This is a genomic window from Acidobacteriota bacterium (assembly GCA_020853395.1).
Taxonomy (GTDB): Bacteria; Acidobacteriota; Vicinamibacteria; order Vicinamibacterales; family SCN-69-37; genus JADYYY01.
Genome location: JADYYY010000010.1, coordinates 349899 through 369288, shown reverse-complemented (window position 1 = coordinate 369288; position 19390 = coordinate 349899). Strand labels below are relative to the sequence as shown.

Genomic DNA, 19390 nt, shown 5'->3' with positions numbered 1-19390 from the left:
CGATCCCGGTCCTGTCCATCTGGGGTAACCTTCCCGGACATGTCCATCCAGGGCGCCGGTACCACGCAGCAGACCTACGACGCCATCGTCGTCGGTTCGGGGATCAGCGGCGGATGGGCCGCCAAGGAACTGACCGAGAGGGGGCTGCGGACGCTGGTGCTCGAGCGCGGCCGGGACGTCAAACATCCCGACTATCCGACCGCGACGATGGAGAGCTGGCAGTTCGCCGGACGGAACCGCCTGCCGCCGGCTGAGCTGGCCAAGCAGCGCAAGCAGGACCGCACCGGCTACACGACGCACCCCGCCTCGGCGCACTGGTTCGTCAACGACGTCGAGCACCCGTACTCGGAGGTCAAGCGCTTCGACTGGATGCGCGGGTATCACGTCGGCGGCCGATCGCTTCTGTGGGGACGACAGTCCTACCGCTGGAACGCGCTCGACTTCGAGGCGAACGCGCGCGACGGGATCGCGGTGGACTGGCCGATCCGCTACGCCGATCTCGCGCCGTGGTACGACTACGTCGAGCGCTTCGCGGGCATCAGCGGCAATCGCGACGGCCTGCCGCAGTTGCCCGACGGCCAGTTCCTGCCGCCGATGCCGATGAACTGCCTCGAGCAGCAGGTGCGCGATCGCATCGCCGGGTCCTTCGACGGCCGGCCGATGATCATCGGCCGCGTGGCGAATCTCACGCAGCCGCACAACGGCCGGGGCGGCTGTCAGTACCGGAACCGCTGCATCCGCGGGTGCCCGTACGGCGCCTACTTCAGCAGCAACGCCGCGACGCTGCCGGCCGCGTACGCGACCGGCCGGCTGACCCTCCGGCCGTTCTCGATCGTCACCGAGGTGATCTACGACCCGGCCACGGGGCGGGCGCGCGGCGTGCGCATCGTCGACGCCGAGACGAACCAGACGACCGAGTACTTCGCGCGCGTGATCTTCCTGTGCGCGTCGGCCATCGCCTCGACCTCCATCCTGATGAACTCCGTGTCGGACCGGTTTCCGAACGGCATGGGCAACGACAGCGGCGAGCTCGGCCACAACCTGATGGATCACCACTTCAAGGTCGGCGCCAGCGGCGTCTCGGACGACTTCGGCGATCGCTACTACAAGGGTCAGCGGCCGAACGGCATCTACATCCCGAGGTTCCGCAACCTCGACGATCGGTCGCGACGCAAGGACTACGTGCGCGGCTTCGGGTACCAGGGCAGCGCGAGCCGCGACAACTGGGCGCGCGGCATCAAGGAGCTGAGCTACTTCGGCGCGGACCTCAAGGCCGACCTCATCGCTCCGGGACCGTGGCGGTTCGGCATCGGCCAGTGGGGCGAGTGCCTGCCGTATCACGACAACCGCATGACGCTCGACCACGGCCTGCGCGACAAGTGGGGCCTGCCCACCGTGACGTTCGACGCCGGCTGGAAGGAGAACGAGATCAGCATGCGGAAGGACGCCATGAACTCCGCCGCCGAGATGCTCGAGGCCGCCGGCCTGAAGAACGTGACGCCGTACGACGACGGGAGCTATCCGGGCCTGTGCATCCACGAGATGGGCACGGCACGAATGGGCCGCGATCCGAAGACGTCCGTGCTGAACGGCTGGAATCAGGTGCACACCGTGCCGAACGTGTTCGTCACGGACGGCGCCTGCATGACCTCGTCGTCGTGCGTGAACCCGTCGTTGACCTACATGGCGCTGACGGCGCGGGCGTGCGACCACGCCGTCGACGAAATCAACAAGCGCAACCTCTGAGTCGACCCATGACAGACCCGACCGATCGCGAGGCGTACCCGTTGATCAGCCGCCGTGAGGCGATTCGCCGTGCGGCGCTCGCGGTCGGCGTCGTCGTCTCGCCCGCGTGGCTGGCGTCGGTGGACGGCAGCCCGGCGGTGCCGGAGGCGCAGGCTGCCGCCGGCCTCAGCGGATCGCAGATGACGCTCACGGCCGCGATTGCCGAGCGCATCCTGCCCCGCACGAGCACGCCGGGCGCGATCGATGCCGGCGTGCCCGCCTTCATCGACGTGCTGTACCGTCAGTTCATGACGCCGGAGGAGCGCGCGCGGTTCGCCGACGGCCTCGCCGCCGTCGATCAGGCCAGCCGAGCGGCGCGAGGTGTGCCGTTCGCGTCGCTCGCCGCCGGTGACCAGGACGAGATCCTGCGCGGCGTGGCCCGCGCCTCTGAGCGTGAGCCGAACAGCTTCTTCCTGCAGATCCGCTCGGCGACGATCCTCGGGTACTTCACCTCCGAAGAGGTCGGGAAGAACGTGCTGCACTACGACCCGATCCCCGGGCGCTATGACGCGTGCGTGCCGGTGACCGACGTCGGCAACATCAACTGGACCACCTGAGCCGGCGCGTGCCGGTCGCGCCGGCTGCCGCGGCCCGTCTTGACTTCGATGGCCGCCCGGCGAGTGCCGGCGGACGGCCGACAAGGCGAGGAGCGCGGAATCCATGCGGCGAATCGCGCGGTATGCCGTTCCTAGGGCGACGGCCGGACGCACAGCCGCGGCCGTCGTCCTCTTTGCGGCCGCGCTGAGCGCCGCGCGTCAGAACCTCCCAGCTCAGGACCCGTCGTCCACGTTTCGATCGGGCGTCGATCTGATCCAGCTCGACGTCTCCGTCCTCGACCGCAACCGTCACCCGGTGACGGACCTGACGGCGGCCGATTTCGTCGTGCGCGTGGACGGCCAGCCGAGACCGGTCGTTGCGTTCAAGGCCGTCACGCTGCCGCCGCCCCTCCCGCCGCCGTCCGCGCCGTGGATGCGCGACGTCGCGCCGGATGTCGCGACCAACAGGCACCCGGCTGGACGCGCGATCGTCATCCTGATCGACGACAACACGGTGGCCCCGATGTCGAGCCAGGCCGGCCCCAGCTTCTGGATGCGCAAGGCGCGCGCGACGGCACGGCGCGTCGTCGACGAGCTCGGGCCCGACGACGTCGCCGCCGTCGTGTTCACGTCGAACAACCACACCGCGCAGGGGTTCACGAGCGACCGCGATCGGCTGCTCAGAGCGATCGACGGATCCGTGCTGCTCCCGCCGGCTCAGTTGATCGGTCGAACCGGCACGTCGTACGGCAAGACGTACAACCCGGATCAGAACGGCTACTGCTACTGTGGCGCGTGCTCGATCGACGCGCTGGCGAACATCGCCGAATCGCTGCGGTCGCTTCCGCAGCAGCGCAAGATCGTCATCTACATCAGCTCGGGTGTGGCGGTCCGGCCGGACATCAGCGAGACGTGCAACATGCTGCGGCGCGAAGCGCAGTTGAGCGCGCTGCGGAAGGCCGCGCTCGCCAACGTGACCATCAACCCGATCGATCCGGAAGGGATCCGGGTGGAAATGAACGACCCTGAGTCGAAGTCCGGGTATCTCAGGACCATGGCCGAGTCCACCGGCGGCCGAGCCGTGATCAACAACAACGACATGGACCTCGAGGTGCCGGGCGTGCTCGCCGAGAGCAGCAGCTACTACCTGCTCGGCGTGGAATCGGCAGGCCTCGTCCAGGACGGTCGCCTGCACGAGATCGACGTCCGCGTCGGCAGGCCCGATCTCGAGGTCCGCACGCGAAAGGGCTACTACGCCCCCACGGCGAAAGAACGCCACGCCATCGCCGCGGCGGCCGCCTCGCGCGATCTCGACGGAGCGATCGAAGGCGTGCTGCCGAAGCGCGACTTTCCGATGGATGTCACGATCGCGCCCTTCGGCGGCGATCGCCAGGGCACGCTGGCGGTCGTGCTCGGCGCGACCCATCCGTCCAACCCCGCCGGCGGCGGCACTCCCCGTGCCGAGCGCGCCGAGGTCGTCGCCAGCCTCTTCAACCCGGAGAGCGGGAGGTTGATCGGATCGCGCCGTCTTCGCCTGGACGTCGCGTGGAATGGAACGGAGGCCTCGGCCAGCTACTACGCCTCGGCCGGCTACTACGAGGTCGTCGCGCGGCTGCCGGCGGCGAGCGGGCGATACGAGGTGCGTCTCGGGCTCGAGACCGGAGATGGCCTCACGTCGAGCGTGTACACGTTCGCCGAGGTGCCGAACTTCTCGCGCGAAGCGATCTCGCTGTCCGGGCTCGTGATGAGCGTGCAGCCGGCGGCGCACGCCGTGTCGTCCGACGCGTTGGCCGATCTGATGCCGATCGTCCCGACGGTCCGCCGAACGTTCCGGCGCACGGATCGGGTCTCGGCCTTCCTGCGTGTGTATCAGAAGAAGTGGGCGACGCTGGTCACGTTGACCGCGCGAATCATCGACACCACGAACGAGCGCGTGAGCGAGCGAATCGCGACCGTCGCGAGCCCGGCGGGTGCGGCCAGCAACGGCGCCGCTCACCTCTTCGACGTGCCCGTGGCCGGCTTGTCGTCTGGATCGTACCTGTTGACCGTCGACGCCAGCGCGAACGGCAAGACCGCGACGCGACAGCTTCGATTCCAGATCGAGTGATCGTCTCGAACGACCATCGTCAACCGACGACGCCCGGCCGCGGCAGGGCAGGGCGCGAGGAGGTGGTGCGAGCCTCCGCAGGCGCGGAGTCAGGGCACCGGCGTTCGGCGCCAGTCGACTTGACGGTCCGTGGCCTCTTCAGGACGCTCCGGCGCCATGTCCAGAATCTGCGGGGTTTTCGGCCTTGCGTTCGTCGTGATGGCGTATGCGGCGGGGTGTGGGAAGAAGACGCCCACACAGCCCGCCGCCCAGCAGACGACCCCGTCGGGGGGCCAGAGCTTCGTGGGCTCGGTGGCCATGTCGGGCGGCACCGGCGTGGTGGTGATCAACTCCACGCGCCGCGTGGCCGCGGCCGGTGTGGGCCCGCTGGAGTGGCTCGCCGGCCTGCTCGAGCCGCGGCTGCTTGCGCAGAGTGGCAGCGCCGACGGCGTGCTTCTCCTTCCAGACGGCACGAGCGTGTCGCTCAGCGGAACGGTCGCCGGGAACACGTTCACGTTGTCGGGCGACGGAGGATACAGCGTCACGGCGACGGCGTCAGGCGGGACGATCTCGGGCACCGTGACGACACCGGGTGGCGTCGCGCCGGTCAGTCCCATGAGGTAGGCCTCGGCCTACGTCCCGCCGCCGGCCAGCCCGATCGGTGTCTATCAGGCCGCGTACTCGGTGAGCGTCACCGGGCACCTTCGTACCGTGAGTCCGCCGAGCCAGGTGCCGTGGCGAGACTGTCGCCTTGCGACCGATTTGACCGGCACGCTCCGTCTCGAGGTCGAGGCAGTGGATCCCGAGCTTCCGGGCTTCTACCACATGGACTTGCGAGACAGTTGGCGCGAAACCACGACGGTTCTGCGGCCGTGCCCGGAGGCCCTGAGCTTCTCGCCGGTCGTCACAGAGCCCACGGGCAGCGGACTCGGCAAGTCTGCGCCTCAGGAGCTCGCGAACATCCAGTTCGCCATGCGAGATGCTGGCGGGAACGATGGCGCCGGGCGACGCGACTACGTGTTCGTCGGGCGCTTCAACGGCACGGCGATCGAAGGCGTCTTCATCAAGTCGAGGACCTACTCGAAAGTCGAAGGCAGCAACCAGCACACCGAAGGCTATCCCGCCTCTGAGATCGTCGTGACGCTACGGAAGCCGTAGCCTGGTGCGGACCCTGGCGTGCGTCAGGTGCGCGGTACTGGTGCCGGAGGAGGGAATCGAACCCACACCCGCCGTGAAGCGGACAAGATTTTGAGTCTCGCGCGTCTGCCAGTTTCGCCACTCCGGCGGCGACGGAAGGACGTGCTGTCGGACCCAAGTATAGCGTGCAACATCGGGCCGTCGCACCGTGCGCGGCTCACGACCCGCAGCACCTCGCTGGCCACAACGGCCGTCCCGACTCGTCGCGCAGCACGACGGTCGTCGTGCCCTTGGTCACCTGACGCGCGATCACGATCGGCGCGCCGTTCATCGTCGCCCTCGCGCCGACCACCTCCAGGCGATCGCCCTGCGCGATCGACAGGTGCCGATCGGCGAGGAACGCCTTGGGTCCGAGATGGACGTCGAGCACGGCGTCACTCGTCTTCAGCTTCACGTGGACGCCCATCATGGCCATGCCCATCGGCATGGCCGGCTTCGCCATCATTCGACCGCCACCTCGGGCGCCACCTTGGCCGTCGCCGCGGCCCATCATCTCGCCGTGGCTCATCTCGACGACCTGCTCGACGACGCCGGAGAACGTCGCTTCCGCCGCTTTGTCGTACGCCGGCATGGACATCGAGCTGGCTTGCGGCGCCGACGGATCCTGCGCGGCGTGGCCGGCGTGGTCCTGGACGGCCGCCTCCAGCGGCGTCGTGAGCAGCACGACACTGAAGATGGCGGGCAGCAGCGTCAGGCGGTTGAGTGAGTCGGTCATCAGCCTCCTCCGTCGTTCGAGAGCCGGTGAAGAACGAGCAAGAGCGGTACCGCGGGCGAGCGCCGTTCGACGACTTCCGAAAATTGACCACCTGGTCGCCGGGGCGTAATCTGGGGTGGCGCCCTGTGAATTCCCGCCATCGTCGCTTCCGTTCAGGGTTCTCCGTTCGCATCACGCTCCTGCTGCTCGCGCTCGTCGGGGCCCCGCAGCGGCCCGTCGTCCTCGCGCAGGCGCCAGAGCCCGCCGCGGGCGTTCCCTTCGCGGTCCTCTCGGAGGACGACACGCGGGAGTGGCTTTCCTATCTCGCCTCGGATGCGCTCGAGGGCAGGGAAGTGTTCACCGAAGGCTACGGCCTGGCGGCCGCGTACGTGGCGGGCCATCTGAAGAGCTGGGGGATCGAGCCGCTTGGCGACGACGGCACGTTTCTGCAGCGGGTCGCGCAGCGCGGTTACCGCGTGACGCGCAACTCGACGCTCACGATCGACGTGAACGGCGAATCGCGGACGTTCAAGGATGGCGACCACGTATCGTTTCCGCTGGAGTCTGGAGGCAAGCAGACGCTCACGTTCCGCGGCGTCGAGTTCGTCGGCTACGGGCAGCCGACGCCCGATGCCGGCCGACCGGCCGGCGACTTCACCGGACGCGACGTGAGCGGCCGTCTCGTGGCGTACCTGCCGGGCGGCCGAGGCATGCCTTCGGCCGGACGCGGGGCCACGGCCGATCGGTCGCACGAGATCATCAGGAATCAGAAAGCGGGCGCGGTGCTCACGTTCGAGCCGTCTCGCCCGCCGTCGTCCGGCTCGGGCAAGGCGCCGCAGGCAGAGGCCGGCGGGGCGGCGAGCGGTGCAGGCGCAGCGGCAGGGCGCGGCGGCGGCGCGCTCGCCCCCGAGTTCGTCACGGTTGAACGCGTGGACGCGAGGCTCGCTCCGGCGATCGTCGCCGACGAGGCGGTGCTCGAGTGGCTCTTCGCCAGAGGCCCCGTGCCGTTCGGTCAACTGCGCGCGAAGTTCGAGAAGGGCGAGCCGCTTCCCGGTTTCTCCCTGCCCGACGTCACGGTGACGATCGCCGTCGATCAGACCTACACCGTCGTTTCAACAGACTTCACGCAGAACGTGGTCGGGTTGGTGAGAGGCAGCGACCCCGTGCTGCGCGATACGTACGTCTTCTTCGGCGCGCACCTCGATCACGTGGGCTACGCCCGTACCGGCCAGCCGAAGGGGCCCGTCAACGTGCCGGTCACGACCGATCCCATCTGGAACGGTGCCGACGACGACGCCTCGGGATCGGCGGCGTTGATGGCGATCGCGAGGGCGTTCGCGGCCGGGCCGAAGCCGCGGCGTTCGGTCGTGTTCATCTGGCACGCCGGGGAGGAGGCCGGCCTGCTCGGCTCGCGGTACATGGCCGACTTCCCGGTGGTGCCGCTCGACCGAGTCCAGGCGTCGTTCAACATCGACATGATCGGCCGCAACCGCGACGACAAACCGAGCGAGGCCAACACGCTCTACGTCATCGGCGCCGATCGCATCAGCACCGACCTTCACAACCTGCTCATCGCAACGAACGCCACCCTGGCGCGGCCGCTCACGCTGGACTTCGAGTTCAACGACCCGTCGGACGTCAACACCTTCTACACCCGGAGCGATCACTACACGTACGCCACGAAGGGCATCCCCGTCGCGTTCTTCTTCACCGGGACCCACGACGACTACCACGCGAACACCGACTCGGCAGACAAGATCCTGTTTCCGAAGCTCATCAGGATCGCGGACCTGGTCTATCGGACGGGCTTCAGCGTGGCCGACTCCGACCGGGTGCTCGAACGGGATCAGGCGGGCCCCAGGGCAGGCCGAGGCTTCTCGGGCCGCCTGCCCACGCCGGCGCACTGAGGCACAGGACACCGTGGCTGCTAACTGATTGTCTCGCTTGAACTTGCCGGATATCGTGCGAAGGCGAACGTCAGGCGAAATGGCCGCAAACCCCTTCAATTACAGGACTTTCCGTTGTTTCGACCCGCCGGATCGGGTAAAATAGCGGGTGCGCTCCTGCTAGCGGTTAGCCAACCTGGAAGTCATTCCTCAGAGTTCGGGGGACACGTGGCATTTGAGATCGGCGACAAGGTCATCTACCCAAACCATGGTCTCGGCGTGATCGAACGGATCGAGACGAAGACCATCATGGGGACGACCTGCGGGTTCTATCAGCTTCGTATGGCGAACGAGACGACGGTGTTCGTGCCGGTGGACAACGTCGACGGGGTCGGGCTCCGGCGGGCGATCACGGACATCGAAGTCGATCGGCTGTTCCAGTTGCTGAGCGACGGCAAGATCGACAGCCACCAGAACTGGAAAGGCCGCTTCAAAGACAATTCCGACCGGATGCGCACCGGCTCCATCTACGACGTCGTCGAGGTGCTCAAGAGCCTGACGTTCCTGGCCAAGGGCAAGAGCCTGTCGTTCCGTGAGAAGCGCATGCTCGATCGCGCCAAGTTCCTCGTGGTCTCCGAGATCACGGAAGTGATGGGGGAGAAGACGCCGCAGGTCGAGCAGAAGGTCGAGCAGGCGCTGGAGCGCTGCTTCTCGCTCAAGGCGCGCAACGAGGCACGCGCCAAGGCGGCGGCGTCCACGCCGCGCAAAGCGGCGGCGGCCAGCAGGGTCGCGACGCCGCGCCGTGCCGCTCGCGCGTCGTAGTTCGCAACCCTCCGCGTGTGAACGTTGATCTCCGGGGCCTCCCGCTGCTCGTCGGGAGGCCCCGTTGTCGTTTGGGCCGGCGATGACGCTCGTCGCTGCCATACGCACCGTCGCCGCCGCCGTCGCCGTCTCGGGCTACGTCCTGCTCGTGGGACCTCCGGTACTCCTCTGGACCGTCATCTCGAAGCGCCCGCGCCTCCTCTATGCGGCCGCGGCGATGGGCGTGCGGATGGGCTTCGCGCTCGCCGGCGTCCGCGTGAAGACGGCCGGCGTCGAGCACATGGTGCAGGGCGCGGCCGTGTACGTCTGCAACCACACCAGCAACGTCGACTCTCCCGCCGTGTTCTACGCGCTTCGATCGCGGTTCCCACGCGTGCGAGTGCTGTACAAGGCCGAGCTCCGGAAGCTGCCCGTCTTGGTCTGGGCGTTCGACGTGGCGGGGTTCGTCCCCGTCGAACGTGCGAACAAGGAGCAGAGCTGGCCGGCGGTGGACCGCGCGGCGGCCGCGCTCTGCGCGGGGCATTCGTTCTTCATCTTCCCCGAGGGGACGAGAAGCCGCACCGGGGAGCTGCTGCCTTTCAAGAAGGGAGGGTTCGTGATGGCCCTCAAGGCGCAGGCGCCGCTCGTGCCGGTGATCGTCAGCGGCGGCCGTGCGGCCATGCGCAAAGGCAGCCCGCTCATCTGGCCGGCGACCGTGACGGTGACGTTCCTGCCGGCCGTCTCGACCCGCGGGCTCTCGGTGGAGGACAGGAATCAGGTGATCGCCGACGTGCGCGCGCGCATGACCGCGGCGATCGGCGTCACCGGAACGCCGGACCGCGGATCGGCGTCAGTGGACCGGGTTTAGGCTCGCCTATGCGGGACTCAGGACCGGACCATGGGACCGCGGGACCGGAACAGCGGACCCGGGACCCTGGACTCGGCACCCGGGACCGGCCCATGGAACCAGTCCCGGCACAGCGAACCCGGGACCCAGGACACGGGACCCAGGACCGAACTAAAATCTGTCGCTCGTGACGGATCGGGACAAGGCGCGCACGTCCGGGGATCAGGTTTCCGAGCTCACCGCCGGCCGTTTGTCGGTGTATCTGCGCTGCTTGAACGCGCTCGATGCCGCTGGCGTGAAGAGCATCTCGTCCAGGGCCCTGGCCGAGCAGTTCCAGCTCAACGCTGCGCAGATCCGGAAGGATCTCGCGTACTTCGGGGAATTCGGCGTGCGCGGCGTGGGCTACTACGTCAAGGAGCTCAAGCGTCATCTGCGCGCGATTCTGGGGCTCGACCGAACGGTTCGCGTCGCGATCATCGGCGCCGGCAACCTCGGCTTCGCGCTCGCCGACTACCCGGGGTTCCGGCAGGAGGGCTTCGCCATCGTGGCCATCTTCGATTCCGAGCGCTCGAAGATCGGCCGGCGAACGCGCGGCGGCGTCCGCATCTACGACATCGCCGAGTTCAAGCGGCTCGTCCAGCGCGAGCGCATCGACATCGCGGTCGTCGCCGTCCCCGCCGCCGCGGCGCAGACCGTGGTCAACACCGTGCTGCAGACGGGCATCCGCGCCATCCTCAACTTCTCTCCGGGCAACCTGAAGGTGCCTCGTGACGTCAAGTTGAAGAACGTGGATCTCACGGTGTCGCTCGAGAGCCTGTCGTTCTTCCTGGCGCGAGAGGAACATGGCTAAGCACGGACGACCCACGCCGGTGCTGTCGCACGTGGATGCCGACGGGCGTGTGCGGATGGTGGACGTGTCGCCGAAGCCGGAGACCGTGCGCGAGGCCGTCGCCGACGGCTATGTCCGCATGGGACGCGCGGCAATCACCGCCATTCGCACGAAGCGCGTCGCCAAGGGCGATCCGCTGCAGACGGCGCGGCTCGCCGGCATCATGGCCGCCAAGCGGACCGCCGACATCATCCCGCTCTGCCACCCGCTCCCGCTCACCCACGTCGACGTCGATCTCACGGCCAGGCGCGACGGCTATCTGATCGTCGCGCGCGTCGGCACGGTCGGCCGGACGGGCGTCGAGATGGAGGCGCTCGTCGCCGTGTCGGCCGCGGCGCTGACCCTCTACGACATGCTGAAGGCCGTCGATCGGACGATGGTGATCGGCCCCATCAGCCTCCGGGAGAAGCGGGGCGGCCGCAGCGGCACGTTCCGGCGCGCATGAGCATGGCCGACACGCCCGCGACCATTGCGGACCTGCCGTTCTTCGTGGCGGGACGGTATCTCAAGCCGGATCTGCTCGGCCGCTGCCTGAACGGCGAGGTCCGGGCCATGAGCGGCCGCGCGCTCGTCGACCAGGTGCGCGACCTCAGCCTGGGCCTCTCGGCGCTGGGAATGGGACCGGGCGATCGCGTCGCCCTGCTCTCGGAGAGCCGGCCCGAATGGCTCGTCGCCGATTTCGCCGTCCTCACCGCCGGCGCCGTGACGGTCCCGATCTACCCGACGGTGTCGCCGGAACAGGTCGGCTTCATCCTCCGCGACAGCGGCGCGACGATCGCGATCGTGTCGTCGTCGACTCATGCCGAGAAGATCGCGGCCGTCGCGAACATCGCCCCGTCGCTTCGGATCGTGCTCGTGATGGACGCTCCGGAGGAGGCTGACCAACAGGACGACGTCGGGCAGCGAGAGCCGCAGCTCATGTCGGTGGCCTCCGTCGCCGAACGAGGCCATCGCCGGATCATGGATGGCTGGGGCGTCGCCCGCGAGTATCAGGAGCGGGCGAGGGCCGTCGGGCCCGACGACCTCGCGACCATCATCTACACCTCGGGGACGACGGGCGATCCCAAGGGCGTGATGCTGACGCACGGGAACATCGCTTCGAACGTCGCCGGCGTCCTCTCGGTGGTCGACCTGACGGAGAACGACACCGCGCTGTCGTTCCTGCCGCTGTGTCATGCCTTCGAGCGCACGGTCTCGTACGTCTGCCTGGCGAGCGGCGTGTCGATCGTCTTCGCAGAGTCGATCGACACGGTCGCCAGGGATCTGACGGTCGTGCGGCCCACGGTGATGTCCGGCGTGCCGAGGATGTTCGAGAAGCTCTACGCGAGAGTCCTCGAGAAGGGCATGACCGCGACCGGCCTGCGGCGCACGATCTTCGATCGCGCCATCGAGCTGGCCAAGGTTCGAGGCCGCGCGATCAGCCTGGGAGAGCCGCTGCCTGCCTGGGCGCGCCTTGCGTCCGGCCTCGCCGATCGGATGGTGTTCTCGAAGATTCGCGACGGGATCGGCGGCCGGCTGCGGTGGGCCGTCTCGGGCAGCGCGCCGCTGAACGTCGAGATCGCGCGGTTCTTCCTCGGCGTCGGGCTGCCGATTCTCGAAGGCTACGGCCTCACCGAGACGGCCCCGGTGCTCGCCCTCACGCCCCCCGGCCGCATCCGCTTCGGCACCGTCGGGCCGCCGCTGCCGAACGTCGAGCTGAGGATCGCTCCCGACGGCGAGATCCTCGCCCGCGGGCCGAACGTGATGCGCGGGTACTACGGCCGGCCCGACGACACTGCCGCCGCGCTGCGCGACGGGTGGTTTCACACCGGCGACATCGGCGAGCTCGACCCGCACGGCTATCTGCGGATCACCGACCGCAAGAAAGAGCTGCTCGTGACCTCCGGCGGAAAGAAGATCGCGCCGCAGCCGATCGAGGAGCGGCTGCGGGCTCACGGCCTCGTGGCCCACGCGATCCTCGTCGGCGACCGGCGCCACTTCCCGGCCGCGCTGATCTCACCCGAGTTCGCCGCACTCAGCCGAACGCTGCGTCTCGACGAGACCACGCTCCGCGCGCGGCTTGAGGACGAGGACGTCCGGGCGGTGTATCAGGCGGTGGTCGACGAGGTGAACCGCACGCTGGCGCAGTTCGAGCGCATCAAGAAGTTCGCCCTCATCGCCGCGGAGTTTTCGGTCACGTCCGGAGAGCTCACCCCGACGCTCAAGGTGAAGCGGCAGGTCATCGCCGAGCGCTACAAGGGCGTCATCGAGCGGTTCTACGCTTAGGTCTCGCGTCCCCGCGGCCGTCACCCTGCCGTACGCCCGACGGCGTCAGCGGGCCTGGGGACCGAGGGCGTTCAGTTCGCTGGCGAGCCGGTCGAGCGCCGCCTGGTGACCCATGGCTGCCGTGAGCCCTCGAATGAGCAGCGCCGCCGCGTCGTTGCCGAACCCGCGCACCGTCTGGTGGAACACGATGCGCGTCCGCTGCGGACCGAGCGGCTCGAAGACGTGGTCGTAGTCGACCGTGAGCCAGCCCATCTTGCCGGTCCACATCCAATGGGACGGCGGCTCGAACTGCGTCATGCGGAACGTGACGCCGCCGGCGAACGTCGCCACGGTGTCGGGGCCGGCCACGCTCGTCGACGTCGCCGTGGGCGCGCCGGCCTCACCGAGCCAGCTCTTCCACTCGCCGATCTCGTTGAAGTGCGTCCATGTCACGTCGCGACCGACGTCGGCCACGATTTGCCGGCGGAACGCCGTCGCGGGTGTGCCGGCGCGAAACACCTCGACGATCCCGAACACCAGCAGGATCAGAAGGAGCATCTTGGCCAGTCGACGCAGGGCGCGCATTGTCCGGGCGGCAGGTGTCGCGGTGTCGTGCGCCGGCGCCTACTGCCAGTCCTCGAACCAGCGCGCTTCTTTGATCGGCCACCAGCGAAGCTGGACCTTGCCGATGATGTACTTCTTGGGGACGAAGTTCCAGCTTCGGCTGTCGGAGCTGTTGTTCCGATGGTCGCCCATCACGAAGTAGTAGCCCTGCGGCACGATCTTCGGCCCCCACGTGTCGTGCGGCATGCGAAACTCCTCGGGGATGAAGTCGTCGGGCAGCGGCACGTCGTTGCGATAGACGTGGCCGTCCTCGCTGCGGATCGTGTCGCCGGGCTCGGCGACGACGCGCTTGACGAACGACTTCTCGGGATCCTCCGGGTAGAGCAGCATCACGATGTCGCCGACCCGCGGATCGTGCAGCCGGTAGGCGAGCTTGTTCACGATGAGCCGATCCTGGTCTTCGAGCGTCGGGGCCATGCTCTGGCCTTCCACACGGGCGACCTGGAAGCCGAAGGTGACGATCAGGGTCGCGTAGACGGCGGCCGAGACCAGCGTCTTGAACCACGCGACGAGCTCCTCGCCGACGCGCGCCAGCATGCCGGGCCCCGCAGGATCCCGGCGCGGCGCGTGCGTGGCGAGGCGGCTGTCCGACGAGTGCTCCAGCGATCCTGCGCCGCTGGCCGTGATGCCCCCGGCGCCAGCCGGCGGCGCTAGAGCTGCAGATACTCCCGCAGCCGCCGCGTCTGCGATCGGCTGACGGGAATTTCGGTAGCTTTCGGGTCTTTCATCTTCAACAGGTAGTTCCGGCTGAACCACGGCACGATCTCCTTGATCTTCTTGATGTTCACGAGGTGCGACCGGTGGACCCGCCAGAAGCACTCCGGGTCCAATCGAGCCTGCAGTTCGTCGAGCGTCCGGTAGTTCGAGGTTCCCGACACCGTGTTAGTTACCACGACAATGGCCTCATCGACCAGAGACGCGTAGACGACCTCGTCGGCCTGGACGAGCACGAACCGCTCGCCGGCCCGGATGGCGAGCTGATCGCGCCGGCCCTGCCGCGCCTGCACGGCTTCGATCACCTTTTCCAGCTCGGCGGGCGTGAGCGGCAGCTTGGCCGTCTCCTCGCTCGCCAGCCGTCGTCTCACGCGATCGAGCGTCTGCTCGAGCCGCTCCTCGTCCACGGGCTTGAGCAGGTAGTCGACGGCGTTCACCGAGAACGCTTCGATGGCGTACTGATCGAACGCCGTCACGAACACGATCTGCGGCTGGACGCCGGCGTCGATGAGCCGGCGGGCGACCTCGAAGCCGGTGAGCCCTGGCATCTGCACGTCGAGAAAGAGCACGTCGGGCTTCAGCTCGGCGGCGGCCCGCAGCGCCTCGACCCCGTTGGTCGCCTCGCCGGCGACCTCCGTGCCGCCGATCTGATCGAGCAGGAAGATCAGCTCCTCGCGGGCGAGCTTCTCGTCGTCGACCACGAGCACGCGAATCGGGCGCGTCATCTCAGGCCGATGCCCGCTCGGGCAGGAGCATCTTCGGCAGCTCCATCCGCGCGAGCGTCCCCTCGCCGGCGACGCTCTGCAGGCGGAGCCGGCAGTTCGCGCCGTAGATGACGCGCAGCCGCTCGTTCACGTTCTGCAGGCCGATCCCGTGCGCGGCCGTGGCCTCGAGCCGTTCGCTCGCGATGCCGATGCCGTTGTCGATGACCTCGATGACCACGTGGCCGGCGCGCTGGACCGCACGGATGGTAATCCGCCCCTGGCCGATCTTGCGCGACAGGCCGTGCTTGATCGAGTTCTCCACGAGCGGCTGGAGGATCATGCTCGGCACGACGACGTCCAGGCTGTCCTCCTCGACGTCCTTCTCGACGACCAGGCTCGGCCCGAACCGCACGCGTTCGATGTCGAGATACTCGTCCATCGCCGCGAGCTCCTCGCGCAGCGTGACGAAGTGCTCCTGGCTCCGCATGAGCCGGCGCAGCAAACCCGAGAGCTTCACGATCAGCATCCGGGCCGTCTCGGGCTGCGAGCGGATCAGCGACGTGATCGACGTGAGCGTGTTGAACAGGAAGTGGGGATTGATCTGGTTCGACAGCGCCTGGATCCGGGCTTCCATGAGCAGCTTCTCCTGCTCGGCCAGCCGGTGCTCGATGCGCGCGCTGTTCCAGATCTTGATCGGGATGGCGACGCCGAGCACGGGCGTGATGGTGACGAGCAGCCGGACCCAGCCGTTGGTGGGCGCGAAGTCGAAGATGCTCGACGGGAACCGGCTGTCGATGCTCTGGCGGATCAGCTCGAGCAACAGCGGCGCCGTGACGAGGATCACCTGCCAGTCGAGCTGCAGGCTGCGGACGAGCCGCCATGCCGATCGGTGGAGCTTGGTCACGAAGAACGGCGAGAAGCGCCAGATCTCTTCCTTGGGACAAATCTCGCGGAGACCGCCGCCGGCGAACCCGCAGCCCACGGCGAACGGCAGGGCGCCGAACTCGCCGGCGAAGAGCGGCGGCACGCCGAGCGCGGCGCCCACGATCGCGCCGGCGTACGGCCCCGCGATGAGCCCGGCCAGGTAGGCGCCCGACAGCGTCAAGTCCGCCGCTTCGTACCGCAGGATCAGCCGGGCCACGACGCCGGCGACGAGCGGGACGCCGAAGCCGGCGGCGAACACGAGGCGCTCGGGCCAGTCGCGCCGCTCGGTCAGCAGGATGCGCCGAAACCAGTGGAACCGCACGAGCATCGTCGCTAGCACGGCCGCCACCGCGATGTTCGCCATGAGCGCGATCGGCGGCAGGAATTCGTGCGTGAGCGGACCGGACTCGTGCATGGTCAGGGAAGATAACTATAACACCCGTCGTGAGTTATGCGGCCGAGCGCGACCCGCGTCCGGCCGCCGTCGGCGCGCGTCGGCGGCGACGGCCTCGTGACGGTTTGCTATCATGACGACCATGATCCGCCCGTTCATTGTCGGCTTCATCACCACCTTCAAGCACATGTTCAAGCGGCCGAACACGGTGAACTACCCGGCCGAGAAGGTGCCGATGTTCCCGAAGTACCGCGGCAAGCAGGTGCTGATGCGCGACGAGAACGGGCTGGAGAAGTGCGTCGCGTGCGGGCTGTGCTCGGTGGCCTGCCCGGCTGACGCCATCTACCTCGAGCCGGCGGAGAACGACGGCACGGTCGCGGCCGGTCCGCGCTACGCGTCGGTCTACCAGATTCACAAGACGCGCTGCATCTTCTGCGGCTACTGCGAGGAAGCCTGCCCGGTGTCGGCGATCTTCATGGGCAAGGACTACGAGCTGGCCGTCTACAGCAACCGCGACTTCATCTGGGACAAGCAGGATCTGCTCGTGCCCGCTGCGCCCGCCGAGGCGGCGCGCTGAGTCGCTGCCGCCGGGCGACCCGGCGGCCTCCTTTCCTTCATGTCGGCATTCCTGGATGCCCTGAACCAGCGCGTGCTCGTGTGCGACGGCGCCATGGGCACCGTGCTCTACGCGAAGGGCATCTTCCTCAACCGCTGCTTCGACGAGCTGAACCTCACGCGGCCCGACCTCGTCGCCGAGATCCATCGTGACTACGCCGCGGCCGGCGCCGACGTGCTCGAGACCAACACGTTCGGCGCGAACCGCTTCAAGCTCGAGCAGTTCGGCCTGGTGGACGCGCTCACGCGCATCAACGCGGAGGGGGCGCGTCTCGCCAGGCGCGCGGCCGATGGGCGGGCCTGGGTCGCCGGGTCCGTTGGGCCGCTCGGCGTGCGGGTGGAACCGTGGGGGAGGACCGGGCTCGACGAGGCCGCCGCGGCCTTCGCCGAGCAGGCCGAAGCGCTCGCCTCCGGCGGCGCCGATCTGTTCATCCTCGAGACGTTCACGGACGTCAACGAGCTGGCCACGGCGGTTCGCGCGATTCGCGCGGTCTCGACGCTGCCGATCGTCGCGCAGTTGACGACGGGCGAGGACGGCCACACGCTGGACGGCACGCCGCCCGACCGGTTCACCGCCGAGCTGGAGCGCGCCGGGGCGGACGTCATCGGCCTCAACTGTTCGGTGGGCCCGGCCGCGATGCTCGAGACGATCGAGGCGATGGCTCACGTCACGAGCGCGCCCCTGTCGGCCCAGCCGAATGCCGGCCTGCCCAGGGCAGTCGACGGGCGCAACCTCTATTTGAGTTCGCCGGAGTACATGGCAAGCTACGCGCGGCGCTTCGTGAACGTCGGCGTCAGGCTCGTGGGCGGATGCTGCGGGACGACCCCGGGCCACACGCGGCAGATTGCCGACGCCGTCCGGACGCTGTCGCCGGCGGCGCGCACGCGGCCGGCCGCGCCGGCCGGCGACCAGCCGCCGCGGTCGCGGCCCGTCGCGCGCCGGGAGAAGTCGCGCATGGCGCGCGCCCTCGCCGACGCGGAGTTCGTCGTGCTGGCCGAGATCGCCACGCCGCGCGGCGTGGACCTCGGCCCGGCTCTGGCCGTCGCGAGACGATTCAAGGATCTCGGCGTCGGCGCCGTGAACGTGCCGGACTACCCGCAATCGGGCGCGCGCGCGAGCGCGCTGGCCGTCTCGGCGCTGATCGAGCAGGGGCAGGTGGAGACGCTGCTGCAATACACCTGTCGGGACCGGAGCCTGATCGGCATGCAGTCGGACCTGGTCGGCGCGCACGCGATGGGCGTGCGGAACGTTCTCTTGACCACCGGCAGCCCGGCGCGCGTGAGCAGCTACGCCGACGCGACGTCGGTCTACGAGGTCGACGCGATCGGCTTGATTAACATGGTGGCGCGTTTGAACCAGGGACAGGACATCGCGGGCCAGCCGATCGGCGCGCCGACGCAGTTCCACATCGGCGCGGCGATCAACCCGTTCGCCGCCGATCAGGACGCCGAGTGGCGCCGGCTCGCGCTCAAGATCGACGCCGGCGCGGAGTTCGTCGTGACGCCGCCGGTCTTGGACGTCGAGGCCTTCGAGGCGAAGCTCGGCGACATCCGGCGGGCGGGCGTTCCGGTCATTGCGGCCGTGCCGGCGCTCGACGGGCTCCGTCACGCCGAGTTCCTGGCGAGCGAGGTCGTCGGCGTGCGCGTCGCCGAGGGCGTGCTCGACCGGCTGCGGCGCGCCGCCGACGAGGCCGACGAAGCCCTGGCCATTGTCGTCGAGATCGCCGTCCGGCTGCGCACGCTGGTCGCCGGGCTGCAGGTCACGACATTCCACGGGTCGCCGCAGACGGCCGAGCGGCTGCTCAACGAGGTGGGGAGATTGCGGCATGCGTGATGCACCGAACAGCACCAGCCTGCGGGAACACATGCTGCTCTTCAGCCGGTTTCTCCGGAGCCCCCGCACGGTCGGCGCCGTGACGCCGAGCTCGCGCGCGGTTGGCGAGGCCATGGTCGCCAATCTCGATTTCAGCAAGCCGCTGCGCATCGTGGAGCTGGGCGCCGGAACCGGCGCGCTGACGGCGCCGATCGTCGAGCGGCTCGGCCCGCACAACCAGTTCCTGGCGATCGACATCGATCCGGCGTTCTGCAAGAACATCCAGAAGCGCTGGCCCGGCATCGAGTGCATCTGCGCCTCGGCCGAGCGGCTCGACACGATCGTCGTCGACCGCGGCATGGCGCCGGTCGATCACATCGTCTCCGGGCTGCCGTTCGTCAGCCTGCCGATTGCGGTGACGCGCCAGATCCTCAGGTCGATCGCCGCCGTGCTGCGTCCGGGTGGCACGTTCACGACGTTCCAGTACCTGCACGCGTACAAGCTGCCGTCGGCCGTTGCCTTCCGGAAACAGATGAGCGGCCACATGGGCAGCCTTCCGCACGTCCACCTCGTGGTCCGGAACTTCCCGCCGGCGCTGATTCTGACCTGGACCAAGCAGGGATAACGGACCGGCCGA

At 68.6% G+C, this 19390-nt stretch carries 19 protein-coding genes and 1 tRNA gene; 14 read left to right on the top strand and 6 right to left on the bottom strand.

The window, feature by feature from the left end:
* Window positions 1-39 precede the first annotated feature (39 nt).
* From IT184_10270 to IT184_10250, 5 genes are all read left to right on the top strand, one after another.
* Entirely contained in the window at window positions 40-1746 is a 1707-nt protein-coding gene (locus tag IT184_10270) for a GMC family oxidoreductase (protein ID MCC7009191.1), read from the top strand.
* Between the two features lie 8 nt (window positions 1747-1754).
* A complete protein-coding gene (locus IT184_10265) occupies window positions 1755-2342 on the top strand; it encodes a gluconate 2-dehydrogenase subunit 3 family protein (GenBank protein MCC7009190.1) in 588 nt (195 codons plus the stop codon).
* Between the two features lie 103 nt (window positions 2343-2445).
* The gene (locus IT184_10260; protein MCC7009189.1) at window positions 2446-4428 is read left to right on the top strand and encodes a VWA domain-containing protein; all 1983 of its coding nucleotides are present in this window, start codon (window positions 2446-2448) and stop codon (window positions 4426-4428) included.
* A 156-nt stretch (window positions 4429-4584) separates the two neighbouring features.
* Entirely contained in the window at window positions 4585-5031 is a 447-nt protein-coding gene (locus IT184_10255; protein MCC7009188.1) for a hypothetical protein, read from the top strand.
* 138 nt (window positions 5032-5169) lie between these two features.
* Window positions 5170-5565 carry a hypothetical protein gene (locus IT184_10250; protein ID MCC7009187.1) on the top strand — a complete coding sequence of 132 codons (396 nt, stop codon included), beginning with the start codon at window positions 5170-5172 and terminating at the stop codon, window positions 5563-5565.
* A 38-nt stretch (window positions 5566-5603) separates the two neighbouring features.
* On the opposite strand, the gene IT184_10245 is transcribed toward IT184_10250, so the two are convergent.
* Both IT184_10245 and IT184_10240 read right to left on the bottom strand, forming a co-directional pair.
* Window positions 5604-5692, bottom strand: a tRNA-Leu gene (locus IT184_10245).
* A 69-nt stretch (window positions 5693-5761) separates the two neighbouring features.
* Window positions 5762-6319 carry a hypothetical protein gene (locus IT184_10240; GenBank protein ID MCC7009186.1) on the bottom strand — a complete coding sequence of 186 codons (558 nt, stop codon included), beginning with the start codon at window positions 6317-6319 and terminating at the stop codon, window positions 5762-5764.
* A 125-nt stretch (window positions 6320-6444) separates the two neighbouring features.
* Here IT184_10240 and IT184_10235 point away from each other — a divergent pair, with 125 nt between their 5' ends.
* The 6 genes from IT184_10235 to IT184_10210 all read left to right on the top strand — a co-directional run bounded on the left by IT184_10235 (window position 6445) and on the right by IT184_10210 (window position 12986).
* Window positions 6445-8205: a M20/M25/M40 family metallo-hydrolase gene (locus tag IT184_10235; GenBank protein ID MCC7009185.1), complete on the top strand. Its 1761-nt coding sequence runs from the start codon at window positions 6445-6447 to the stop codon at window positions 8203-8205.
* A gap of 207 nt (window positions 8206-8412) precedes the next feature.
* Window positions 8413-9006 carry a CarD family transcriptional regulator gene (locus tag IT184_10230; GenBank protein ID MCC7009184.1) on the top strand — a complete coding sequence of 198 codons (594 nt, stop codon included), beginning with the start codon at window positions 8413-8415 and terminating at the stop codon, window positions 9004-9006.
* A gap of 64 nt (window positions 9007-9070) precedes the next feature.
* Window positions 9071-9853: a 1-acyl-sn-glycerol-3-phosphate acyltransferase gene (locus IT184_10225; protein ID MCC7009183.1), complete on the top strand. Its 783-nt coding sequence runs from the start codon at window positions 9071-9073 to the stop codon at window positions 9851-9853.
* Window positions 9854-10019: 166 nt separating this feature from the next.
* Window positions 10020-10682, top strand: coding sequence for a redox-sensing transcriptional repressor Rex (locus tag IT184_10220; GenBank protein MCC7009182.1), 663 nt, complete (start codon window positions 10020-10022; stop codon window positions 10680-10682).
* On the top strand, window positions 10675-11166 hold the full coding sequence (moaC, locus tag IT184_10215; GenBank protein MCC7009181.1) for a cyclic pyranopterin monophosphate synthase MoaC: 492 nt from the start codon (window positions 10675-10677) through the stop codon (window positions 11164-11166). Before IT184_10220 ends, moaC begins: the two co-directional genes overlap by 8 nt.
* Window positions 11163-12986, top strand: a complete 1824-nt coding sequence (locus tag IT184_10210; GenBank protein ID MCC7009180.1) for a long-chain fatty acid--CoA ligase — start codon at window positions 11163-11165, stop codon at window positions 12984-12986. Before moaC ends, IT184_10210 begins: the two co-directional genes overlap by 4 nt.
* Before the next feature lie 45 nt (window positions 12987-13031).
* On the opposite strand, the gene IT184_10205 is transcribed toward IT184_10210, so the two are convergent.
* The 4 genes from IT184_10205 to IT184_10190 all read right to left on the bottom strand — a co-directional run bounded on the left by IT184_10205 (window position 13032) and on the right by IT184_10190 (window position 16346).
* Window positions 13032-13523, bottom strand: a complete 492-nt coding sequence (locus tag IT184_10205; protein MCC7009179.1) for a hypothetical protein — start codon at window positions 13521-13523, stop codon at window positions 13032-13034.
* 66 nt (window positions 13524-13589) lie between these two features.
* Entirely contained in the window at window positions 13590-14126 is a 537-nt protein-coding gene (gene lepB / locus IT184_10200; protein ID MCC7009178.1) for a signal peptidase I, read from the bottom strand.
* Between the two features lie 113 nt (window positions 14127-14239).
* Window positions 14240-15028, bottom strand: a complete 789-nt coding sequence (locus tag IT184_10195) for a response regulator transcription factor (GenBank protein ID MCC7009177.1) — start codon at window positions 15026-15028, stop codon at window positions 14240-14242.
* Between the two features lies 1 nt (window position 15029).
* Window positions 15030-16346 (bottom strand): histidine kinase, encoded by a 1317-nt coding sequence (locus IT184_10190; GenBank protein MCC7009176.1) that lies wholly within the window; start codon window positions 16344-16346, stop codon window positions 15030-15032.
* 121 nt (window positions 16347-16467) lie between these two features.
* Here IT184_10190 and IT184_10185 point away from each other — a divergent pair, with 121 nt between their 5' ends.
* The 3 genes from IT184_10185 to IT184_10175 are packed head-to-tail and all read left to right on the top strand — an operon-like array spanning window position 16468 to window position 19378.
* On the top strand, window positions 16468-16902 hold the full coding sequence (locus IT184_10185) for an NADH-quinone oxidoreductase subunit I (GenBank protein ID MCC7009175.1): 435 nt from the start codon (window positions 16468-16470) through the stop codon (window positions 16900-16902).
* A gap of 39 nt (window positions 16903-16941) precedes the next feature.
* On the top strand, window positions 16942-18774 hold the full coding sequence (locus IT184_10180; protein MCC7009174.1) for a bifunctional homocysteine S-methyltransferase/methylenetetrahydrofolate reductase: 1833 nt from the start codon (window positions 16942-16944) through the stop codon (window positions 18772-18774).
* Window positions 18767-19378 carry a methyltransferase domain-containing protein gene (locus tag IT184_10175; GenBank protein ID MCC7009173.1) on the top strand — a complete coding sequence of 204 codons (612 nt, stop codon included), beginning with the start codon at window positions 18767-18769 and terminating at the stop codon, window positions 19376-19378. Before IT184_10180 ends, IT184_10175 begins: the two co-directional genes overlap by 8 nt.
* Window positions 19379-19390: the final 12 nt, after the last annotated feature.

Coding starts and splice junctions, on each gene's coding strand:
- IT184_10270 (MCC7009191.1), top strand. CDS start 40: ATGTCCATCCAGGGCGCCGGTACCACGCAGCAGACCTACGACGCCATC.
- IT184_10265 (MCC7009190.1), top strand. CDS start 1,755: ATGACAGACCCGACCGATCGCGAGGCGTACCCGTTGATCAGCCGCCGT.
- IT184_10260 (MCC7009189.1), top strand. CDS start 2,446: ATGCGGCGAATCGCGCGGTATGCCGTTCCTAGGGCGACGGCCGGACGC.
- IT184_10255 (MCC7009188.1), top strand. CDS start 4,585: ATGTCCAGAATCTGCGGGGTTTTCGGCCTTGCGTTCGTCGTGATGGCG.
- IT184_10240 (MCC7009186.1), bottom strand. CDS start 6,319: ATGACCGACTCACTCAACCGCCTGACGCTGCTGCCCGCCATCTTCAGT.
- moaC (MCC7009181.1), top strand. CDS start 10,675: ATGGCTAAGCACGGACGACCCACGCCGGTGCTGTCGCACGTGGATGCC.
- IT184_10210 (MCC7009180.1), top strand. CDS start 11,163: ATGAGCATGGCCGACACGCCCGCGACCATTGCGGACCTGCCGTTCTTC.
- IT184_10205 (MCC7009179.1), bottom strand. CDS start 13,523: ATGCTCCTTCTGATCCTGCTGGTGTTCGGGATCGTCGAGGTGTTTCGC.
- lepB (MCC7009178.1), bottom strand. CDS start 14,126: ATGCTGGCGCGCGTCGGCGAGGAGCTCGTCGCGTGGTTCAAGACGCTG.
- IT184_10195 (MCC7009177.1), bottom strand. CDS start 15,028: ATGACGCGCCCGATTCGCGTGCTCGTGGTCGACGACGAGAAGCTCGCC.
- IT184_10190 (MCC7009176.1), bottom strand. CDS start 16,346: ATGCACGAGTCCGGTCCGCTCACGCACGAATTCCTGCCGCCGATCGCG.
- IT184_10185 (MCC7009175.1), top strand. CDS start 16,468: ATGATCCGCCCGTTCATTGTCGGCTTCATCACCACCTTCAAGCACATG.
- IT184_10180 (MCC7009174.1), top strand. CDS start 16,942: ATGTCGGCATTCCTGGATGCCCTGAACCAGCGCGTGCTCGTGTGCGAC.
- IT184_10175 (MCC7009173.1), top strand. CDS start 18,767: ATGCGTGATGCACCGAACAGCACCAGCCTGCGGGAACACATGCTGCTC.